Below are 18,873 nucleotides of genomic sequence, written 5' to 3'. Positions count from 1 at the left end.
GATGTTGCTCGGCCCGTTCGAGGTGCGTGACGGGGAGGGGCGCCGGGTCGAGATCTCCGGTGCCAGGTTGTGCGCGCTGGTGGCCAGGCTCGCGCTGGAGCCGGGCCGGGTCGTGCCGTTCGAGGTGCTCACCGCCGCCATCTGGGGCGAGCGCCCGCCGGCCGGCAGCGCCAACGCCCTGCAGTCGCTGGTCTCCCGCACCCGGCGGCTGGTCGGCCACGCCGCGATCGAGTCGCACCCGGCCGGCTACCGGCTCGCGATCGACGCCGACGACGTGGACGTCTCCCGGTTCGAGCGGCTGGCCGGCACGGGGAACCTCGCCGCGCTGCGCCAGGCCGAGGGGCTGTGGCGGGGGCCGGCGCTGGCGGATCTGGCCGGGCTGCCGTTCGCGGACAACGCCGCCGTACGGCTGGACGAGCTGCGCCTGTCCGCCGCCGAGGACCGGCTTGAGCTGGAGCTGGGCGCGGGCAACGACGTGCTGGCGGAGCTGGGCCCGCTGGCGGCCGCGCACCCGTTGCGTGAACGCCTGCAGGGCCTGCTCATGCGGGCCCTGTACGCGGCCGGCCGGCAGGCCGACGCGCTCGACGCCTACGAGCGGACCCGGCAGACGCTGTCGGAGGAGCTGGGCGTCGACCCGTCCGCCGAGCTGGCCGAGCTGCACCTGTCGATACTCCGGCACGACCCGCAGCACCAGGACCGCCGCCGCACCCGCAGGTCGAACCTGCGCGCCCAGGTGACCAGCTTCGTCGGCCGCGAGCAGGAGCTGGCCCAGCTCGCGAAGGCGCTGGAGGCCGGCCGGCTCGTCACCGTCGTCGGCCCCGGCGGCGCGGGCAAGACCAGGCTGGCCGTCGAGGTCGCGGAGCGCTCGGCCGACCTGGCGCCCGACGGCGTCTGGCTGGCCGAGCTGGCGCCCGTCACCGACCCCCACGACGTCGCCAACGCGGTGCTCACGTCGATCGGCGGCCGGGACGGCGCCTGGTTCGAGGCCGGGGAGGGCGGCGCCGCCGAGCGGCTGGAGGAGGTCTTCGCCCAGCAGAGCGCGCTGCTCGTGCTCGACAACTGCGAGCACGTCGTCTCGGCCGTCGCCGAGCTGGTGGACCGGTTGCTGGGCGCCTGCCCCGACCTGCGCGTCCTGGCCACCAGCAGGGAGTCGCTGGCCGTCGCGGGCGAGAGCCTCTATCCCATCCCGCCCCTGGAGTGGCCCGCCGGCGCGACGGAGGACGCCCGCGGCTACTCCGCGGTCCGCCTCTTCGCCGAACGGGCCGGGGCGGTACGCCCGGGCTTCACCCTCGACGGGACCACCACCGAGGCGGTCGTCGAGATCTGCCGGCGGCTCGACGGCATGCCGCTGGCCATCGAGCTGGCCGCCGCCCGGGTGCGCGCGCTGAGCGTGGAGCAGATCGCGGCCAAGCTCGACGACCGCTTCCGCCTGCTCAGCAGCGGCAGCCGGACGGCCCTGCCCCGGCACCGCACCCTGCAGGCGGTGGTCGACTGGAGCTGGGACCCGCTGTCCGGCGAGGAACGGGAGCTGGCCATGGTGCTGGCGGCCTTCCCCGGCGGGGCCACGCTGGAGGCGCTGGAGGCGGTCAGCGGGCTCGACCCGCTCGACGCGCTCACGGCGCTGGTGGACAAGTCGCTGGTCGAGCTGTCCGGCGAGCGCTACCGCATGCAGGAGACGGTCAGGTCGTACGGGATGGCCAGGCTGGCGGAGTCCGGGCAGGACCGGGCCGTGCGGGACGGGCACGCGCGCTACTTCCTGCGGCTCGCCGAGGCGGCCGACCCCGAGCTGCGCGGCGCCGGCCAGCTCCACTGGGTGGACAGGCTGCGGGCCGAGCACGACAACATCGTGGCCGCGCTGCGGTTCGCGGCCGACGCGGGGGACGCCGAGCTGGGCGTGCGGCTGCTGGCGGCCGTCTGGTGGTTCTGGCTCCTGCAGGGCATGTTGATGGAGAGCGTGCGCTGGACGCGTGGCGTGCTTGACCTGCCGGGCGAGGTGCCGGAGGAGCTCCGGCCCGTACGGCTGGTGCTCCAAGGGCTCCTCCACCAGCAGCTCGGCGCCACGGAGGCGGCCCAGGAGGCGGTCCGGGCGGGGCTGGACCTCCGCGACCGGCTGGGCCGGCCCACCGGAGTCGTGCTCCTCGTCGCGCCGGTGATGATCGGCGAGCGGATGACGGCCGCCCGCGCCGGCGAACGCCTGCTGCCGGGCCTCACCGGGTGGGAGCGGGCGCTGACGCTGATGCTGATGTCCAGCGCGGCCGAGAGCGAAGGGGACATCGCCGGGGCGTTCACCCTCATCGACGGGGCACGGCGGGAGATGGAGGTCCTCGGCGACCGGTGGGCGCTGTCCTCGGCGCTGCGCCTGCTGGCCGAGCACCACGACCGCCGGGGCGACCCGGGCGCCGCGATCGAGGCGCGGTCACGGGCCCTGCGCCTGGCCGGCGAGCTGGGCGTCCTGGAGGACCAGGCCGCCATCCTGGCGAAGATCGCGATCTCGTACGCGCGGTCGGGCGAGCACGAGCGGGCCCGGTCGTACATGGAGGCGTCCTGGGACTGCGCGCGGCGCATGCGGCGGCCGGAGGGCGTCGAGTACCTGCGGTTGTCGCAGATCGAGGTGCTGCTCTGGAGCGGCGCCCTGGCGGAGGCGCGGCGGGAGCTGACGGAGGTCGAAGATCCCTCCTATCCTGCGGACGTGCGGGCCTGGGCCGCGTGCTTCCGGGCGATGGCCGCGCTGCTCGACGGCGACCGGCCGAGCGCCGGGCCGTCGCTCGACACTGCGATGGAGCTGGGGGACCTGCCGATCCTGGCCGCCGCCGCGCACGTGCGGGCGGCCGCGCTGGCCGACGACGAGCCGGGGCGGGCGGCGTACCTGCTGGGGGCCGCGACCGCGCTGCTCGGGACGGAGGACCGCAGCGGGTTCGGCGACCTCTTGCGGCCCGCGGAGCGGGCGCGGGCGGCGCTGGGGGACGAGGCGTTTGCCGCGGCGTACGGGAGCGGCGCCGCGCTCACCCGCGACGCCGCGATCAGCGCCGTCCGCCCGGAGTGAGATTCAGCAGGAAGGCCCCGCGCGCCGGACGCCCGCGCGGCCACCACCTCGGCGGCGCGGAACCGGCGTGACGCGCACGGCCCGGCCGTCCGGCGGGGCGCGGGCGACGGGAGCCGGGCCTCGGTGAGCACCGAGATGATCAGCGTGTCGTAGTTGGTGGCCAGCCGCGCCGCCTGGCCGTGCCCGTCCCGCAACGTCAGGCAGAGCCCGCACAGGTGCGCCTGCCAGGCCGCGCGCACCCGGTCTGGGCCTTTACGGTTTCCCGCCATCGAAGTCGGCGGCCCGCCCCCATACCCGCCGGGTCCGGGGCCGCCTAGCGTGAGGCGGCGTGATCAGTCTGAAGGGTTTGAGCAAGCGGTACGGCGACCGCCCGGCGGTCGACGACCTGACACTGGAACTGAGACCGGGCACGGTGACCGGGTTCCTCGGCCCGAACGGCGCCGGGAAATCGACCACGATGCGCCTCGTCCTCGGCCTCGACCGGCCCACCTCCGGCACCGCGCTGATCGGCGGCGTGCCGTACCGCCGGATGAGCAACCCGCTGCGCACGGTCGGCGCGCTCCTCGACGCCCGCGCGCTGCACCCGGGGCGCAGCGGCCACGCGCACCTGGTGGCGCTGGCCCGCGCCAACGGCATCCCCCGGCGGCGCGTGAGCGAGGTGCTCGAGACGGTCGGCATGGCCGGGGCGGCGCGCAAGCGGGCCGGGGCGTTGTCGCTCGGCATGAGCCAGCGGCTCGGCATCGCGGCGGCGCTGCTGGGGGATCCGGAGGTGCTGATGTTCGACGAACCCGTCAACGGGCTCGACCCGGACGGGGTGCGCTGGGTGCGCGGGCTCATGCGGTCGCTGGCCGCCGAGGGCCGGACGGTGTTCGTCTCCAGCCACCTCATGACCGAGATGCAGCTCACCGCCGACCACCTCGTCGTGATCGGCAAGGGCCGGCTCATCGCGGACGCGCCGCTGTCCGACGTCATCGCGGGCAGCTCCCTGACGGCCGTGCTCGTCCGCACCCCGCACGCCGGCGATCTCGCGGTACGGCTGCGCGCCGCCGGGATCGCGGTGGACCGGTACGGCGAGAACGAGCTGGAGGCCACCGGCGCCACCCTCGAAACGGTCGGCGACCTGGCCCACGAGGCCGGGATCCGGCTGCACGAACTGCGCACCCGGGAGGCCTCGCTCGAACAGGCCTACCAGGAGCTGACCGCGGGAAGCGTCGAGTACGGGGCGGGATCATGAGGACGTTGTGGCAGGCGATCGGGGCCGAGTGGGCGAAGCTGTGGTCGGTCAGGTCCACGTGGTGGTGCCTGGCCTGCGCGGCTGCGCTCATGGTGGTGACCGCGCTCACGCTGGGCGGCGCGAGCGCCACCGACGCCCTGCGTGAGGGCCGGACCGGCGTGCGGGTGACGGCCAGCGAGCCGGTGGTGTCGGCGACGTCGTTCGTCCAGTTCGCGCTGGTGGCGCTGGCGATGCTGGCGATCACCTCGGAGTACTCGTCCGGGAGCATCCGGGCCACGCTGCAGGCCACGCCCGTCCGAGGGGTGGTGCTGGCGGCGAAGGCGCTGGTGGTGGCGCCGGTGATGGCCGTGGCGGGCGTGCTGTCGGGGGCCGTCGCGACGGTGGTCGTCCAGGTCGCGTTGTCGGGTGACCTGTTCGGCGGGCTCGTCGTGTCGCCGATCGGCGAGGTCGTGCCGGACCTGCTCGGGGTCGGGGCGTTCTTCGCGCTGGTGTCGGTGATGACGCTCGGCGTCGGCGCCGCGATGCGCAGCGCGGCGGGCACGCTGACCGTGGTGTTCATGCTGCTCATGGGGCTGCCGCTGATGTTGCTGACGACGGGGAGCCAGGTGGCGCTGGACGCCTCTTTGCGGATGCCGACGTTCGCCGGGCTGGCGTTCATGGGAAGCGCGGACAACCTGGCCGGCGGGCCGATGCCGTACTCGGCGGGGGAGGGGCTGGCCTGGCTCCTCGCCTGGACGGCGGCGGCCCTGGCGGCGGGCTACGCGGTGCTGCGCCACCGCGACGCCTAGAATGGCGGCCCGTGATGCCTGGAGCGACGCGGATGACGCGTGGAGCAGTGCGGATCACGCCTGGAGCGGTGCGCGGCATCAGGGGGTCGCGCCTAGAATTCACGCCCGTGTCAGGCAGCAGGGCAGCGCGGGTGCTGGCCGGGGTCGTCCTCGGGATGGTCCTCGGCCTCGTCGAGCTGGTTTTCCTGTGCGTGGCGTGGCCGGCGTACCTGGTCCCCGCCGCCCGGCCCGCCGTCGTCCGGGGGCTGGACAGGCTGATGGCGCTGGAGCGGGCGAGGCTCTCCAGCTGGCTCGGGCACGAGGTGGCGCGGCGGGACGGCGGTTACGGCTTCCTCGCCGCGCGCGCCGCCCTGGGGGTCCTGGGCGGGTACCTGTGCGCGGCGGGTCTCTTCCTCGGCGGGCTCCTGCTGGTCGGCGGCCTGTGGGATCTCGCCTGGGGGCGGGCCCAGCCGGTGCCGGTGAACCTGCCCGGCGTCAGGATCGTCACCAGCAGCGGCATGCTCGGCCTGACCGGCGGCGCCGTGCTGCTCGCCCTGGTCGCCCTCCTGACCCTGGCCGTCGGATCGCTCGAACGGCGGCTGGCCGACCATTTCCTCGGCCCCGGCAGCCACGAGCTGATGCGCCGGCGGATCGCCGAGCTGACCGCCACTCGCTCCGGCATCGTCCGGGCCGTGGACGACGAGCGGCGCAGGATCGAACGCGACCTCCACGACGGCGTCCAGCAGCGCGGCGTCGCGCTCGCCATGCTGCTGGGCCGCGCCCGGCACAGCGCCGACCCGGAGAGGACCGGCGAGCTGGTCACCCAGGCGTACACCGAGTCGCGCCAGCTCCTCGACGAGCTGCGCAGCGTGGCCTGGCGCATCTACCCGACCGCGCTCGACGAGCTGGGGCTGCGCGCCGCGCTGGCGGGCGTAGCCGAGCGGTCGAGCGTGCCGGTGACCGTGCACTACGGGCTGACCGGGCGGCCCGTGTCGGAGGTGGAGACCGCGCTCTACTTCGTGGCCCGCGAGGCGATCACCAACGCGATCAAGCACGCCGGGGCGCGTGACATCCTGGTCGTGCTGACGGAGGACGAGCGGGCGGTGAGCGTGGTGATCTCGGACGACGGCTCGGGCGGGGCCGACCCGGCGGGTGGCGGGCTGTCGGGGCTGGCCCGGCGCGTGCTGGCGCTCGACGGGGAGTTCACGGTCCAGAGCCCGCCGGGCGGCCCCACCAAGATCGCCGCCACCCTCCCGAAAACACCGCCCGGCGGCTCCCCGGAGGAGCCGGAGGGCGTCTCCGGGCCGTCCGGGGGCTTCTCCGGTACGGGGTCGAGCGGGCGCGGTGCGGGGTCGAGCGGGCCCGTTGCGGGGTCGAGCGGGTCCGAGGCGGCAGGTTCCGGCGGGTCCGGGGTGGAGGCGGGCTCGTGCGGGTGATCCTGGCCGACGACTCCGTGCTGCTGCGCGAAGGGCTCACCCGGCTGCTCGACGACGCCGGCCACGAGGTGGTCGCCGCCGTCGGCGACGCCCCCGGGCTGCTCGCCGCCGTCGAGCAGCACCGCCCCGACGTGGCCGTGATCGACGTCCGCATGCCGCCCGGCCACAAGGACGACGGCCTCCGGGCGGCCCTGGAGATCCGCGACCGCCACCCCGGCGTCGGCGTGCTGGTCCTGTCGCAGTACGTCGAGCAGCACTACGCCGCCAGGCTCCTGGCCGGCTCCACGCGGGGCCTCGGCTACCTCCTCAAGGACCGGGTCTCGGAGGTGGCCGACTTCCTCGACTCGCTCGAACGCGTACGCGCGGGCGGAGCCGCTTTCGACCCTGAGGTGGTGCGGCAGCTCATGGCCCGCACCACCCACGCCGACCCGCTGAGCGACCTGAGCCCGCGCGAGGGCGAGGTGCTGCGGCACCTCGCCCAGGGCTTCGTGAACGCGGCCATCGCCGAGCGCCTGCACGTCTCGCTCAGCACGGTCGAGAAGCACGTCAACGCCATCGTGGAGAAGCTCGACCTGCCCCGCGACCCCGACTACAGCCGCCGCGTCCTGGCCATCCTCCGCTACCTGGACACGTGAGATCCGGGCGGCGAAGGCGCCCTCACTCCTGCCGGGTGAACGGCGAGTCCATCCCTTCGCGCACGTCGACCACCGGGCGATGACGGCTAGAACGCCATGTGGGCCAGCCAGTGCTCCAGCAGCGTACGGTCCCCGGAGACCGCCACCCGGGCGTCGTCGAGGGGAAGGCGGCGGGAACACACCAGCATGAGGTTCGCGACGGCCCCCGACACCACCGCGTCCGCCTTCACCGGCCCGTGCTCCCACCACAATCCCTCGGGACTTCTGACGATCACCCAGCCGTCGCCCGTGTCCGGCCGCACCCCCAGCCGCTCGCCCCGGCCGCGCAGTTCCACCAGACTCGGCTTCAGCGACTCCGAACCCGGAGAGGCCAGCATCTCCAGGCTCTCGGTGATCACGTCGGCCGCGAGGTCGTCGGCGATCTCGAACGCGGCCCCCGTCGTGGCCGCCGCGTCGTAGTGGTGGACGGCGGTGTCGCACAGCATTCTGCGCAGCCAGAACGCCGCGGGCCGCGGGCCCAGGAACGTCCACACCTCGGTGTCCGCCCCCACCTGCGCGATCGCGTCGATCAGCTTCTCGGCGCCGTCGCGCAGCCACCGCTCCCACCCGTCCGGCGCGCCCGCACCGGCCTGCCCCGGGTCGGGCACCGCAAGCGGCTCGCCCTTGCGCAACATCTCGGCCGCCCACCGGTGCGCCTGCCCGATGTGCCCCACGAGAGTACGCAGCGGCCAGTCCGGACAGGTCGGGACCATCGCCTCCGGATCCCCTCCGGCCGCCGCCCGGGCGAACCCGGCCGTCTGCTCCCGCAGCCCCTCGACCATCCGTGCGGTCTCCAGCGTCGCCATGACCAATCTCCTCTCGATCTCTTCCGCCGGTACGGTAGAAACTCCAGTCCAGTGGAGGTTCAAGTGCCTGAGACGGATCCGCAGCGAAGCGAGGACATCCGTCTCAGGGTGCCGGGCGGAGCTCGGCCGAAGACGCTGCGCGAGGAGACGCTGGGGATCGGGGACCTGGCGGCGCTGACCGGCGTTCCGGTGCGTACGATCCGCTTTTACTGCGACGAGGGCATCATCGAGTCGGTACGCAGCGCCGGCGGGCACCGCAGGTTCGACCGGGCGGCGGTGGAGCGGCTCGGGCTGGTCAGGCGGCTGCGCGGGCTCGGGCTGGGGCTGCCCGCCATCACCGGGGTGCTCAACGGCGAGCGTTCCATGGCCGAGGCCGTCGCGGTCGAGCGGGCGGCGCTCGACGTGCAGCTCGCCGGCCTCGCGTGGCGGCGCGCGTCCCTGCGGGCGGTCGAGGAGGCGAGCCCGGCCGAGCGGGCGGCCCGGCTGGAGCTGCTGGCAGCGGTGGAGGGCGGGCACGCGGCCCGCGACGCGCTGGTCGACTTCTGGCGGCGCACGATGGTGGCGCCGGTGTCGGCGGAGATGTTCGCCGGGTTCGTGGCGATGGCCGTGCCCCAGCCGCCCGCCGACCCGACTCCGCCGCAGGTGGTCGCGTACGCCGAGCTCGTCGCCCTGGTCGGCGACCGATCCCTGCTGCGCGGCCTGCTGACCAGGGCGCGGGTCAACGTCGAGCTGATCGCCGACGAGGACGAGCTGATGAACGGGGTCGCCGAGGCGTGCGCGCTGGCCCTGCCCCTGGTGCTGGCGGGCGAGCAGCCGCGGGTGGGCCCGGAGCTCGACCGGTTCGTGGCGGCGCACGCGTCGGTGCGGGGCAGCGGCGACACCCCGGCGTTCCGCCGGGAGCTGCTGGCGAACATGGCGGCGGACAGCGACCCGCGGCTGCGGCGCTACTGGCGGCTGGTGGGCGAGGTGAGCGGAGAGGCGGCCACGCTGGGCGCGACGCACCTGTGGCTGGCCGACGCCCTCGAACGTTCGATCCGTTCCGCCTGCTGAACCACCCGCTCCGGCGCGTGGATCGGGGTGACCCTCACCGTGGGCGGCGGGTCACGAGGACGGCGAGGACCGCCAGCGCAAGCCAGGCCGACGTGAGCCCGATCAGCCAGGTCCAGCCCGCGTGCCCGTACACGACGCCGCCCGCCGTGCCGCCGAGGCCGCTGCCCAGGTAGTAGCAGAGGGTGTAGACGCCGGCCGCGCGGCCACGGGCGCTCGGGGGCGCCTCGGCGGCGACCCAGGCGTTGGCGATGGCGTGCGCGGCGAAGAACCCGGCGGTCAGTACGGCGAACCCGGTCGCGATGATCGGCAGCGACGGGTGCCCGGTGAGCACGGAGCCCGTCACCGTCACGGCAAGGGCCGTGACCAGCGCCTTCGTCCAGCCCAGCCGCGCCGCCAGGCGCCCGGCGGCGGCCGAGGAGGCGGTGCCCATGGCGTAGGAGAGGAAGACGAGGGAGGCGGCGGCGGGAGCGAGGGACAGGGGAGGGGCGGCCAGGCGGAACCCGGCGGCGTTGTAGAGCGCGACGAACGCGCCCGTGGCCAGCGCCCCCACGGCGAACGGCCCGATCAGCCCCGCCCCGAGCCGAGCCCGCTGGACAGAACCCGCATCGGACGACCCGGACCCCGAGGTCGCCGACCCGAGCTCGGCGACCTGCGATCCAGGCTCAGGAGCCTCGTCGCGCGGGAGCGTGAGGGCCGCGAACAGCGCGCACAGCAGGGACAACACCGCCACCGCCAGCAGCGCGCCGTGCCACCCCATGGGCCCGGCGGCGAACCCGGCGCCGAGCCGGCCCAGCATCCCGCCGACCGAGTTCCCGGCGATCATCGCCCCCACCGCGGCGGGCAGCCGCGCCGTACCGACCGCATCGGCCAGGTACGCCGCCGCGACCCCGGCGAACCCCGCGACCGCCACCCCCTGCACCGCCCGCATCACCAGCAGCACGGAGAGGGACGGGGCCAGCGGCAGCAGCAGCCCGATGATCGCGGAGGCCAGCACGGACCAGACGATCACCCTGCGCCGCCCCACCAGCCCGGCGAGCCACGCCACCGGCAGCACGGCCACGGCCAGCGCCCCGGTGGCCACCCCGATGGTCAGCGAGGCGCTGCCCGGATCCAGCCGGAACCCGGCGGCGAGCTGCGGCAGCACGGGCTGCGGCGCGTACAGGAGGGCGAACGACGACACCCCTGCCGCGGCCACAGCCGCACTGACCCGCCGCGTGTCACGAACCGGAGGAGCATCGAGAACCACCACGCCTGCAACGCTAAGCAAGGCTAATAAATACGTCTAATACCGGAATCAGCGATAATTCATACCATGATGGATGAATCGGCTGACGAGCGGCTGGCGGCTCGCCTGGCGCCCGCGCTGGCGCTGCTGGCCGCCGTGGGTGAGACCGGGCACGTGACGCGTGCCGCCGAGCTGCTCGGCATCCCGCAGCCGACGGCCAGCCGCCGCCTCGCCGCCCTCGCGGACCTGGTCGGCGCCCCGCTCGTCGTACCCTCCGGCCGCGGCATCCGCCTCACCCGGTCGGGCCACACCCTGGCGGCCGCCTCCGTCCGCGCCCTCACCACGATGGCCGCCGCCGCCCGCGAGATCCGCGAGGAGATCGACCCGGCCTCCGGCCGCATCGTCCTGGGCTTCCTCCACCTGCTGGGCCGCACGCTCGTGCCGTCCCTCATCGGCGGCTTCCGCGAGCACCACCCCGGCATCCGCTTCAGCCTGGTGCAGGGCTCGCGCCACGACATGATCGAGGAGCTCCGCGAGGGCCGGATCGACCTGGTGTTCGTCGCCCCCATGCCCGTGGACGCCCCGGACCTCGCCGGCGCTCCCCTCGCCGACCAGGAGCTGGTGCTGTCCGTGCCCCCGTCCCACCGGTTCGCGGCGCGGGCGCGGGTGCGGGCGGCGGAGCTGGCGGGGGAGGAACTGGTGACGCTGGAGCCGGGGTACGGCCTTCGCCAGATCACCGACGACCTGTGCGCGGCGGCGGGGTTCGAGCCGAGGATCGCGTTCGAGGGTCAGGAGACGGAGACCGTACGCGGCCTCGTGGCGGCCGGGCTCGGCGTCGCCGTTCTTCCCCGCTCCACCCACCCCACGGCGGACGCGATCGCGACCGGCGTGGTGGAGATCCCGCTGTCCCCTCCGCTGTACCGGACCATCGGGGTGAGCTGGCTCCAGGACGCGCGCCTTCCTCCGGCCGTACGGGCCTTCAGGGACCACGCCCGCGCCGGGACCACCGACCTGGGCCCGGGCTTCCGCCCCGCCACCCCCTGAACCCCGTCAGACTGGTGGCCATGAATCACGATGGCGATGCCGGCGTGCCGGGTTCGTTGGCGAGGGTGCTCGCGGACGTGACCGCCGAGCGGGTGGCCCAGGACGTGCGGTGGGGCATGCAGCTCCTGCCCGACGGCACCGGGCACGAAGGAGCGGCGGCCGAGTCCGGCCGGACCAGGTCGGAGACGGAGGCGGCGGCCGAGGCCGGGACGCTGACGTGGCGGCACGTCCTGGCGGAGGAGGTGCTGGAGGCGTTCGCGGAGTCCGACCCCGGGAAGTTGCGCGCCGAGCTGATCCAGGTGGCCGCCGTCGCCGTCAAATGGGCCCAGGCCCTCGACCGCCGCCCACCTCTCACCCCCGATCGAGGGCGGCCGAGGGAGCGTTTCCGGGCGATCGTCGACGTGCACGTGCTCCTCCTGCGCGACTCCGAGGTGCTGCTCGGCAGGCGGGCCGGCACCGGGTACGGCGACGGGCTGTGGCATCTGCCCTCAGGCCACCTGGAGGCGGGCGAGTCGGCGACCGAGGCGGCCGTCAGGGAGGCGGGCGAGGAGGTCGGCGTGACGATCGACCCGGCCGACCTCAGATTCGTCCACGTCATGCACCGGGCCCCGGAACGCGTCGGCCTCTTCTTCGCCGCCGACACGTGGACCGGCGAGCCGTACAACGCCGAACCGGACAAATGCTCCGAGGTCGCCTGGTGGCCCTTGGACGGCCTGCCCCACGACATGGTCGGCTATCCGGCGGCGGCCATCGCCAACGTCGTGAACAGCGTGCCCTACGCCCTGCACGAATGGTCTACACATCGATGATGGGCCGCATGTAGCAGAAGGTCGATCGTTGACCGCACAAGCGTACAGAGCCTGGGACTGACTCGGAAAGCACTACACAGCCTTGACGCAGTTAGAGGCCACTGTTGAACTCGGTGGTGTCGTCATGAGCAGGAGGCCCGAGATGTCCATCGACTACTCCGAGCGCATCCCCAACAACGTCAACCTCGCCGAGGACCGCCGGCTGCGGCGGGCGCTGGAGTCGTGGCAGCCGCGCTTCCTGCAGTGGTGGTCGGAGATGGGCCCCGCGCTGCCCACCCAGGACGTCTATCTCCGTACGGCCGTCGCGGTCGGCCGCGAGGGGTGGGCGCACTTCGATCACGTGGCGCTGCCGGACTACCGCTGGGGCATCTTCCTCGCCGAACGCGACACCGACCGGCGCATCGCGTTCGGGCAGAACAAGGGACAGCCCGTCTGGCAGCAGGTGCCCGGCGAGTACCGGGCGGACCTGCAGCGGCTCATCGTCATCCAGGGCGACACCGAGCCGGCCAGCGTCGAGCAGCAGCGGCGGCTCGGACTCACCGCCCCCTCCCTCTACGACCTGCGCAACCTCTTCCAGGTGAACGTGGAGGAAGGGCGGCACCTGTGGGCCATGGTCTACCTGCTGCACGCCTATTTCGGCCGGTCCGGGCGGGACGAGGCCGAAGCGCTCCTGCTGCGCAACTCGGGCAGCGAGGACTCTCCGCGCATCCTGGGCGCCTTCAACGAGGAGACGCCGGACTGGTTGTCGTTCTTCATGTTCACGTACTTCACCGACCGGGACGGGAAATACCAGCTCGGCACGTTGAAGGAGTCGGCGTTCGATCCGCTGAGCCGTACCTGTGAGTTCATGCTCAAGGAGGAGGCCCACCACATGTTCGTGGGGACCACGGGCGTGGACCGGGTGGTGGAGCGTACGGCGCAGCTGATGCGCGAACACGACACCGACGACGTCTGGGAGCACGGCGGCATCCCGCTTGACGTCCTGCAGAAGTACATCAACTTCCACTACAGCGTCAGCCTCGACCTCTTCGGCGGCGAGACCTCCACCAACGTGGCCAACTACTTCACCGCCGGGCTCAAGGGGCGCTGGCAGGAGGAGCGGCGCAAGGACGACCACGTGCTCACCGAGACGGTCGCCGTCGTGCAGCGGGTCGAGGCGGGACGGCCGGTCGACGTCGAGCTGCCCGCGCTCATCGCGCTCAACGCCGACCTGCGCGGCGAGTACATCGCCGACTGCGCCACCGGCGTCAACCGGTGGAACCGGATCCTCACCGACCGCGGTCTCGGCGCGGTCCTCTACCTGCCGCACCTGGGGTTCAACCGGCGGGTGGGCATGTTCGGCGGGCACCACATCTCGCCGCACGGGCGCGTTCTCGATCAGCCGGCCTGGGAGGCGTCGCGCGGCCTGTGGCTGCCGACGGCCGAGGACAAGGCGCGCGTCCAGGCTCTGATGCGCCCCGTCTACGAACCCGGGAAGATCGCGGCCTGGGTGGCGCCACCCCGCAACGGCATCAACGGCCGGCCGTTCGACTACGAGTACGTCCACCTGTGACGGACCCCCTCGTGAGTGGATCTCTCGGGGAGCGGGGGCGTGACCGGGCGCACAGGGTGTTATCTTGCCTGCGTGGCGGGCGTGGATGGGGACGGGCTGACGGAGGCCTTCCTGCGCGAGCCGCGGCGCTATACCAGCCACCAGGTGGCCTACATGGCAGGGGTGCCGGTCTACCGCGCGCGGCGCTACTGGCGTGCCCTGGGGTTCGCGAACGTGGCCGATGACGCGGTCGAGTTCACCGACTCCGACGTGGAGGCGCTCAGGACGATGCTCGCGCTGGTCAGCTCGGGCGTCTACGACGAGGAGCACATGCTGCTGGTCGCGCGCTCGATCGGCAGCGCGACGACCCGGCTGGCCGAGTCGCAGGCCGAGCTGGGCGTCGAGGCGCTCGACCAGGCCGGGGTGCCGCTGGCCGAACGCCCGCGGGCCTGGCGCCGGCGGGCCGAGCGGGTGGTGCCCGACCTGGCGCGCCTGCTGGTCTACGCCTGGCAGCGCCAGCTCGCCGCCGCCGCGGGGCGCATCGCCGAGCAGGACATGAGCGCCGTACGCCTGGCCGTCGGCTTCGCCGACCTGGTCGCCTTCACCCGGCTGAGCAGGCAGATCACGGCAAGCGAGCTGTCCAGGCTGATCGACAGGTTCGAGGGGCGCTCGGCCGACATCGTGACCTCGACCGGCGGGCGGGTGGTCAAGACGCTGGGCGACTCGGTGCTGTTCGTGGCCGAGCAGTCGCACGTCGTGGCCGAGATCGCGTTGCGGCTGGTGGAGACGCACGCGAAGATCAAGGACATGCCGGAGCTGCGGGTGGGGCTGGCGGCGGGGCCGGTGATCTGGCGCATGGGGGACGTCTTCGGCACCACGGTCAACCTGGCGAGCCGGCTCACGGCGCTGTCGCTGCCGGGGACGATCCTGGCGGATCCGCAGTTCGCCGAGGAACTGGAGGGGGACCGGGCGTTCCGGCTACGGCCCGTCAACCGGCTGTCGGTCCGCGGCCTCGGCGAACTGGCCCCGTTCACGGTCACCCGCGCCGGCTCCTGACCCACGCCCCCGGAACCCGCACCTTCGCCGACACCCGGGAGCCGCGCGCCGCACGGGGTGCCGCGCCAAAGCCAGGCGCCACCGACCCGCGCCCCGGCGGCCTATCGGCCGGGACGACGTAGGGCGTCGGACGGCGTCACAACGTCGAGGCGAGGCGGGGTTTGTGCTCGCCGGCTGTTTTCGGGGGTGGGCAACCTGGGGTTGCGGTCGATGCGTCACTACCGGCAGCAGGCTCTCATGAGAGGCGATCAAGTTGGCGGATAGGGCGATATTTCAGGACTTCGTGGTGACGAGGTCGGATCGGCTGTTACGCACGGCGTACCTGCTGACCCACGACTGGGCCACCGCGGAGGACCTGCTGCAGGAGGCGCTGGCCAAGGCGTGGTTCGCCTGGGCGGGCATCGACGAGCCCGAGGCGTACGTGCGCCGGACCCTGGTGACCACGTACACGTCCTGGTGGCGTCGCAGGTGGCGCAGGGAGCTGCCCAGCGGGGACCTGCCGGAGGAGCCCGCGCACGACGAGGCGGGCAGGCGCGAGGAGCTGTGGCAGGCGGTCGGGCGGCTGCCCGCCAGGCAGCGCGCGGTGATCGTGCTGCGTTTCTACGAGGATCTGCCGGTGGCCGAGGTGGCCGCCATCCTGGGCTGCCAGGAGGGCACGGTCAAGAGCCAGACCGCCAAGGCGCTGGCCAAGTTGCGAGTGGACGAGTCGATCGTGAAGGAGCTGCACCGATGACCGTGCAAGACCTGCGTGACGTCCTGCGCGAGCAGGCCGAGGCACCTTCGCCGGCCAACCCGAACCGGCACGACCAGGTCCGCTCCCGCATCCGCAGGACCCGCCTGCGCAGGCGGGCGACGGTGGGCACGGCGGCGGTGGCGGCCGTGGCGGCGAGCGCCGTGGTGGGCGTCTCCTTGCTCCCCGGTACGGTGACCGCACCGGGGCCCGGCACGACCGCCACGGCAAGGACCGAACAGGACAAGCCCGCCGGACTGCCCGAGGAGTTCACCGCCGGCGACGGCACCGCGTACCGCCGCCTGGCCGTCGGCACGATCAAGAAGGCGGGCGCGAAGAAGGTCTCGCTCACGGTGCCGGTCTCCGGCAAGCCGCTGGACGTGGCCATGACGTGCGACGGCGAGCGCGGCACCAACACGCCCCGCGTCTTCGTGAACGGCAACGCCGACACCGGCGCCCAGGTCGTGCCGTGCGGGACGGGGATGCAGCTGCGCCCGCTGTCCGTGGTCCGGCGCGGCGCGACGGAGGTCACGGTCACGTTCGACACGACCGTCGTCGGCCGGGGCTGCGTCCAGCGGACGAAGGACGGGCCGTGCGTGGCTCCCACGCCGAAGGAGGCCACCTGGCACGTGGCCGTCTATGAGTGGACGCCGCCCGCCCGGCCGGTCGAGCCCGAGCCGGTCAGGGACTTCCCCGCCAAGGTGGGCGGGTGGAAGCTGGCCCGTTCGGCGACGGGCATGTCGGATCGGGACTCGTCATTCACCCTCGAGGTCAGGAGCGCGAGCGGGAAGATCGGCCTGGACCAGCTCTGCACGGGTGAGCTGGCCGCGCGGATGTGGTTCAAGGTCCGGATCAACGGCACCGACTCCTCGATGGTCGGCAGCTGCGGCGTCTGGAAGAGTGGTGATTACCCCATGGCCATGATCGAGTACGCCGTCCCCAAGGACAGCCGGGTGACGATCAGCGGAAGGATCGGCCTCTGGGGCGAGTACACCAACCGCCCGGTGCGCTGGTCGGTGGGCGTGTACGTAAAGTAGATCGCGTGACGGAACGCGCAGCCTTCGAGGGCAGGCTGGTGGACGCCGACGCGCGCCTCATGTGGCAGGCGCGCTACGGCCACTTCACCGCCATGCAGGTCAGGGATCGCCGGGTGCGGGGGCTCGACCTGCACGTCGCCCGCCTGGAGGCGGCCAACGCCGAGCTGTTCGGGGTCCCGGTCGACCGCGCCGCCGTGCTCGGCTCGGTCGCGGCGGTGCTCGGCGACGACGTGCGCGACGCGAGCGTGCGCGTGTCCGTGGTGGAGTTCGCCGACGGCCCGCGCGTCCTCGCCACCGCTGCCCCGCCCCACGAGCCGCCCGCCGGCCCGGTGAGCGTCAAGTCGGTCGTCGGCCAGCGCTATCTGCCGCACATCAAGCAGGCGTCCGGCATGATGCAGGCCCACATCGGGCGGCAGGCCAAGCGCGAGGGCTTCGACGAGGCGCTGCTCACCGCCGAGGACGGCCTGATCAGCGAGGGCTCGATCACCAACGTGGGCGGCTTCGCCGGCGGGCGCCTGGTCTGGCCGGACGCGCCGATGCTGCGCGGGATCACGATGCAGCTGCTGGAGCGGATGGACGTCCCGCAGGAGCGGCGGCCGTTGAAGGCCGCCGACCTGCAGGGGTTCGACCAGGTCTTCCTCTGCAACTCCTGGGGCGTCTGGCCGGTCGGCGGGGTGGACGACATCCCGCTGCCCCAGGACGACACGCTGATGGCGCGCGTTCTCGAGCATTACGACCGTATTGCGTGGGATCCACTGGACTGACCCCTTTGTCAGGTACGATCGCCGATCATCGTTCTGCGATCGCAAGGGAAGTCCGCATGACGACTCGCCGGCACGCCATTGGTGATCTCCTCCGTCGCTCGGCCGCCCGCTATCCGGCCAAGACCGCCATCGTCTACGGCGACCTGCGGCAGAGCTACGCCGACCTCGACCTGGCGGTGAACCGCACGGCCAACGCCCTGGCCGCGCGTGGCGTCGGCAAGGGCGACCGGTTCGCCGTCTTCAGTCACAACAACCACGCGTTCGTGGTGGCGTACTTCGCGCTGGCGCGGCTGGGCGCGATCTCCGTGCCGATCAACTTCATGCTGGGCACGGAGGAGGTCGCGTACATCCTGGAGCATTCCGGCGCGACCGGGATCCTCGTGGAGGAGGCGCTGCTGCCGGTCGCCGCGGCGGCGGCCGGGCCGCAGGTACGGGTGCGCGGCGTGATCGGGTCGGCCGACGGCTGGGAGTCGTTCAAGGAGTGGGCGGCCTTCGCCGACGCGTCGGAGCCGCAGGTGGAGATCGACGACGACGACCCGATCCAGCTCATGTACACCAGCGGCACCGAGTCGCGGCCCAAGGGCGCCACGCTGTCGAGCCGCAGCCTGATCGCCCAGTACGTCACCTGCGTCGTGGACGGCGAGATGAGCCACCACGACGTGGAGATCCACGCCCTCCCGCTCTATCACTGCGCCCAGCTGCACTGCTTCCTGACGCCCGGCGTCTACCTCGGCGCCACCAACATCATCCTGCCCGGCGCCACCCCCGCGGCGATCCTGGCCACGATCGAGGGCGAGCGCGCCACCAAGCTCTTCTGCCCGCCCACCGTCTGGATCGGCCTGCTGCGCCACCCCGACTTCGACCGCCGCGACCTGTCGTCCCTGCGCAAGGGCTACTACGGAGCCTCGATCATGCCCGTCGAGGTGCTGAAGGAGATCGCCGCCCGCCTGCCGGACGTCCGCCTGTTCAACTTCTACGGCCAGACGGAGATGGCCCCGGTCGCCACCATCCTCGGCCCGGACGAGCAGCTCACCCGTCTCGGCTCGGCCGGCAGGCCCGCCCTCAACGTCGAGACCAGGGTCGTCGACGACCAGGACAGGCCCGTGCCGCCCGGCGTGGTCGGCGAGATCGTCCACCGCAGCCCGCACGCCATGCTCGGCTACTGGAACGACCCGGACAAGACCGCCGAGGCGTTCAGGGGCGGCTGGTTCCACAGCGGCGACCTGGGCGTCATGGACGCCGACGGCTACCTGTCCGTGGTGGACAGGAAGAAGGACATGATCAAGTCGGGCGGCGAGAACGTCGCGAGCCGCGAGGTGGAGGAGGCCATCTACCAGCATCCGGAGGTGGCGGAGGCGGCCGTGTTCGGGGTGCCGGACGAGAGGTGGATCGAGGCGGTCACGGCCGCGGTGGTGCTCCGCGAGGGTGGCGGGGTGACGGAGGGTGAACTGATCGCGTTCCTGCGGGAGCGGCTGGCGGCGTTCAAGACGCCCAAGCGGGTGGTGTTCGTGGACGCCCTGCCCAAGAACGCCTCCGGCAAGGTGCTCAAGCGGGAGCTGCGCGACGCGTTCTGATCGCGCGGCCCCGAGCCGGCGTCAGCCCGGCGATTAGCGGGCATTCACTCTCGGTGACGACCTCCCCTTCAGGCCTTGGGGCGCTCCGCCGTC

The 18,873-nt window shown here is 73.3% G+C and carries 16 protein-coding genes; 14 read left to right on the top strand and 2 right to left on the bottom strand.

Going from position 1 to position 18,873, the window contains the following annotated elements; genetic code table 11:
* Position 1: 1 nt before the first annotated feature.
* The 5 genes from ACIBI9_RS35955 to ACIBI9_RS35935 all read left to right on the top strand — a co-directional run bounded on the left by ACIBI9_RS35955 (position 2) and on the right by ACIBI9_RS35935 (position 7,115).
* A complete protein-coding gene (locus ACIBI9_RS35955; RefSeq protein ID WP_397229011.1) occupies positions 2-3,043 on the top strand; it encodes a BTAD domain-containing putative transcriptional regulator in 3,042 nt (1,013 codons plus the stop codon).
* A 328-nt stretch (positions 3,044-3,371) separates the two neighbouring features.
* The gene (locus ACIBI9_RS35950) at positions 3,372-4,277 is read left to right on the top strand and encodes an ATP-binding cassette domain-containing protein (RefSeq protein WP_397228782.1); all 906 of its coding nucleotides are present in this window, start codon (positions 3,372-3,374) and stop codon (positions 4,275-4,277) included.
* Complete coding sequence (locus ACIBI9_RS35945) at positions 4,274-5,065, top strand: ABC transporter permease (protein WP_397228780.1); 792 nt, start codon at positions 4,274-4,276, stop codon at positions 5,063-5,065. Before ACIBI9_RS35950 ends, ACIBI9_RS35945 begins: the two co-directional genes overlap by 4 nt.
* A 107-nt stretch (positions 5,066-5,172) precedes the next feature.
* Positions 5,173-6,480, top strand: coding sequence for a sensor histidine kinase (locus tag ACIBI9_RS35940; RefSeq protein ID WP_397228778.1), 1,308 nt, complete (start codon positions 5,173-5,175; stop codon positions 6,478-6,480).
* Positions 6,471-7,115: a response regulator gene (locus tag ACIBI9_RS35935; protein ID WP_397228776.1), complete on the top strand. Its 645-nt coding sequence runs from the start codon at positions 6,471-6,473 to the stop codon at positions 7,113-7,115. The genes ACIBI9_RS35940 and ACIBI9_RS35935 overlap by 10 nt, the downstream gene beginning before the upstream one ends.
* 86 nt (positions 7,116-7,201) lie before the next feature.
* On the opposite strand, the gene ACIBI9_RS35930 is transcribed toward ACIBI9_RS35935, so the two are convergent.
* Positions 7,202-7,960 carry a maleylpyruvate isomerase family mycothiol-dependent enzyme gene (locus ACIBI9_RS35930; RefSeq protein WP_397228774.1) on the bottom strand — a complete coding sequence of 253 codons (759 nt, stop codon included), beginning with the start codon at positions 7,958-7,960 and terminating at the stop codon, positions 7,202-7,204.
* Positions 7,961-8,023: 63 nt separating this feature from the next.
* Here ACIBI9_RS35930 and ACIBI9_RS35925 point away from each other — a divergent pair, with 63 nt between their 5' ends.
* Complete coding sequence (locus ACIBI9_RS35925) at positions 8,024-9,010, top strand: MerR family transcriptional regulator (protein WP_397228772.1); 987 nt, start codon at positions 8,024-8,026, stop codon at positions 9,008-9,010.
* A gap of 34 nt (positions 9,011-9,044) precedes the next feature.
* On the opposite strand, the gene ACIBI9_RS35920 is transcribed toward ACIBI9_RS35925, so the two are convergent.
* Positions 9,045-10,259, bottom strand: coding sequence for an MFS transporter (locus ACIBI9_RS35920; protein WP_397228770.1), 1,215 nt, complete (start codon positions 10,257-10,259; stop codon positions 9,045-9,047).
* A 63-nt stretch (positions 10,260-10,322) separates the two neighbouring features.
* Between ACIBI9_RS35920 and ACIBI9_RS35915 the strand changes: the two genes are divergently transcribed.
* The 8 genes from ACIBI9_RS35915 (at position 10,323) to ACIBI9_RS35880 (ending at position 18,780) form a co-directional block, all read left to right on the top strand.
* Positions 10,323-11,279 carry a LysR substrate-binding domain-containing protein gene (locus tag ACIBI9_RS35915; RefSeq protein ID WP_397228768.1) on the top strand — a complete coding sequence of 319 codons (957 nt, stop codon included), beginning with the start codon at positions 10,323-10,325 and terminating at the stop codon, positions 11,277-11,279.
* Between the two features lie 20 nt (positions 11,280-11,299).
* Entirely contained in the window at positions 11,300-12,088 is a 789-nt protein-coding gene (locus ACIBI9_RS35910; protein WP_397228766.1) for an NUDIX domain-containing protein, read from the top strand.
* A gap of 124 nt (positions 12,089-12,212) precedes the next feature.
* Positions 12,213-13,640, top strand: a complete 1,428-nt coding sequence (gene boxB / locus ACIBI9_RS35905) for a benzoyl-CoA 2,3-epoxidase subunit BoxB (protein ID WP_397228764.1) — start codon at positions 12,213-12,215, stop codon at positions 13,638-13,640.
* 72 nt (positions 13,641-13,712) lie between these two features.
* Positions 13,713-14,675 carry an adenylate/guanylate cyclase domain-containing protein gene (locus ACIBI9_RS35900; protein WP_397228762.1) on the top strand — a complete coding sequence of 321 codons (963 nt, stop codon included), beginning with the start codon at positions 13,713-13,715 and terminating at the stop codon, positions 14,673-14,675.
* 253 nt (positions 14,676-14,928) lie between these two features.
* Positions 14,929-15,408 (top strand): SigE family RNA polymerase sigma factor, encoded by a 480-nt coding sequence (locus tag ACIBI9_RS35895; protein ID WP_397228760.1) that lies wholly within the window; start codon positions 14,929-14,931, stop codon positions 15,406-15,408.
* Complete coding sequence (locus tag ACIBI9_RS35890) at positions 15,405-16,442, top strand: hypothetical protein (protein ID WP_397228758.1); 1,038 nt, start codon at positions 15,405-15,407, stop codon at positions 16,440-16,442. The genes ACIBI9_RS35895 and ACIBI9_RS35890 overlap by 4 nt, the downstream gene beginning before the upstream one ends.
* 5 nt (positions 16,443-16,447) lie before the next feature.
* Complete coding sequence (locus tag ACIBI9_RS35885) at positions 16,448-17,206, top strand: aminotransferase class IV (protein WP_397228756.1); 759 nt, start codon at positions 16,448-16,450, stop codon at positions 17,204-17,206.
* 56 nt (positions 17,207-17,262) lie between these two features.
* Complete coding sequence (locus tag ACIBI9_RS35880; protein ID WP_397228754.1) at positions 17,263-18,780, top strand: acyl-CoA synthetase; 1,518 nt, start codon at positions 17,263-17,265, stop codon at positions 18,778-18,780.
* Positions 18,781-18,873 lie beyond the last annotated feature (93 nt).

Source organism: Nonomuraea sp. NPDC050451 (genome assembly GCF_044458585.1).
Note: the sequence above shows the minus strand (reverse complement) of the source record. Positions and strands in the feature narration are given on the sequence as shown.

Excerpts from the sequence above, each read along its gene's own strand:
- ACIBI9_RS35955 (WP_397229011.1), top strand. The coding sequence starts at position 2 with ATGTTGCTCGGCCCGTTCGAGGTGCGTGACGGGGAGGGGCGCCGGGTC.
- ACIBI9_RS35945 (WP_397228780.1), top strand. The coding sequence starts at position 4,274 with ATGAGGACGTTGTGGCAGGCGATCGGGGCCGAGTGGGCGAAGCTGTGG.
- ACIBI9_RS35930 (WP_397228774.1), bottom strand. The coding sequence starts at position 7,960 with ATGGCGACGCTGGAGACCGCACGGATGGTCGAGGGGCTGCGGGAGCAG.
- ACIBI9_RS35915 (WP_397228768.1), top strand. The coding sequence starts at position 10,323 with ATGATGGATGAATCGGCTGACGAGCGGCTGGCGGCTCGCCTGGCGCCC.
- ACIBI9_RS35910 (WP_397228766.1), top strand. The coding sequence starts at position 11,300 with ATGAATCACGATGGCGATGCCGGCGTGCCGGGTTCGTTGGCGAGGGTG.
- boxB (WP_397228764.1), top strand. The coding sequence starts at position 12,213 with ATGAGCAGGAGGCCCGAGATGTCCATCGACTACTCCGAGCGCATCCCC.
- ACIBI9_RS35890 (WP_397228758.1), top strand. The coding sequence starts at position 15,405 with ATGACCGTGCAAGACCTGCGTGACGTCCTGCGCGAGCAGGCCGAGGCA.
- ACIBI9_RS35880 (WP_397228754.1), top strand. The coding sequence starts at position 17,263 with ATGACGACTCGCCGGCACGCCATTGGTGATCTCCTCCGTCGCTCGGCC.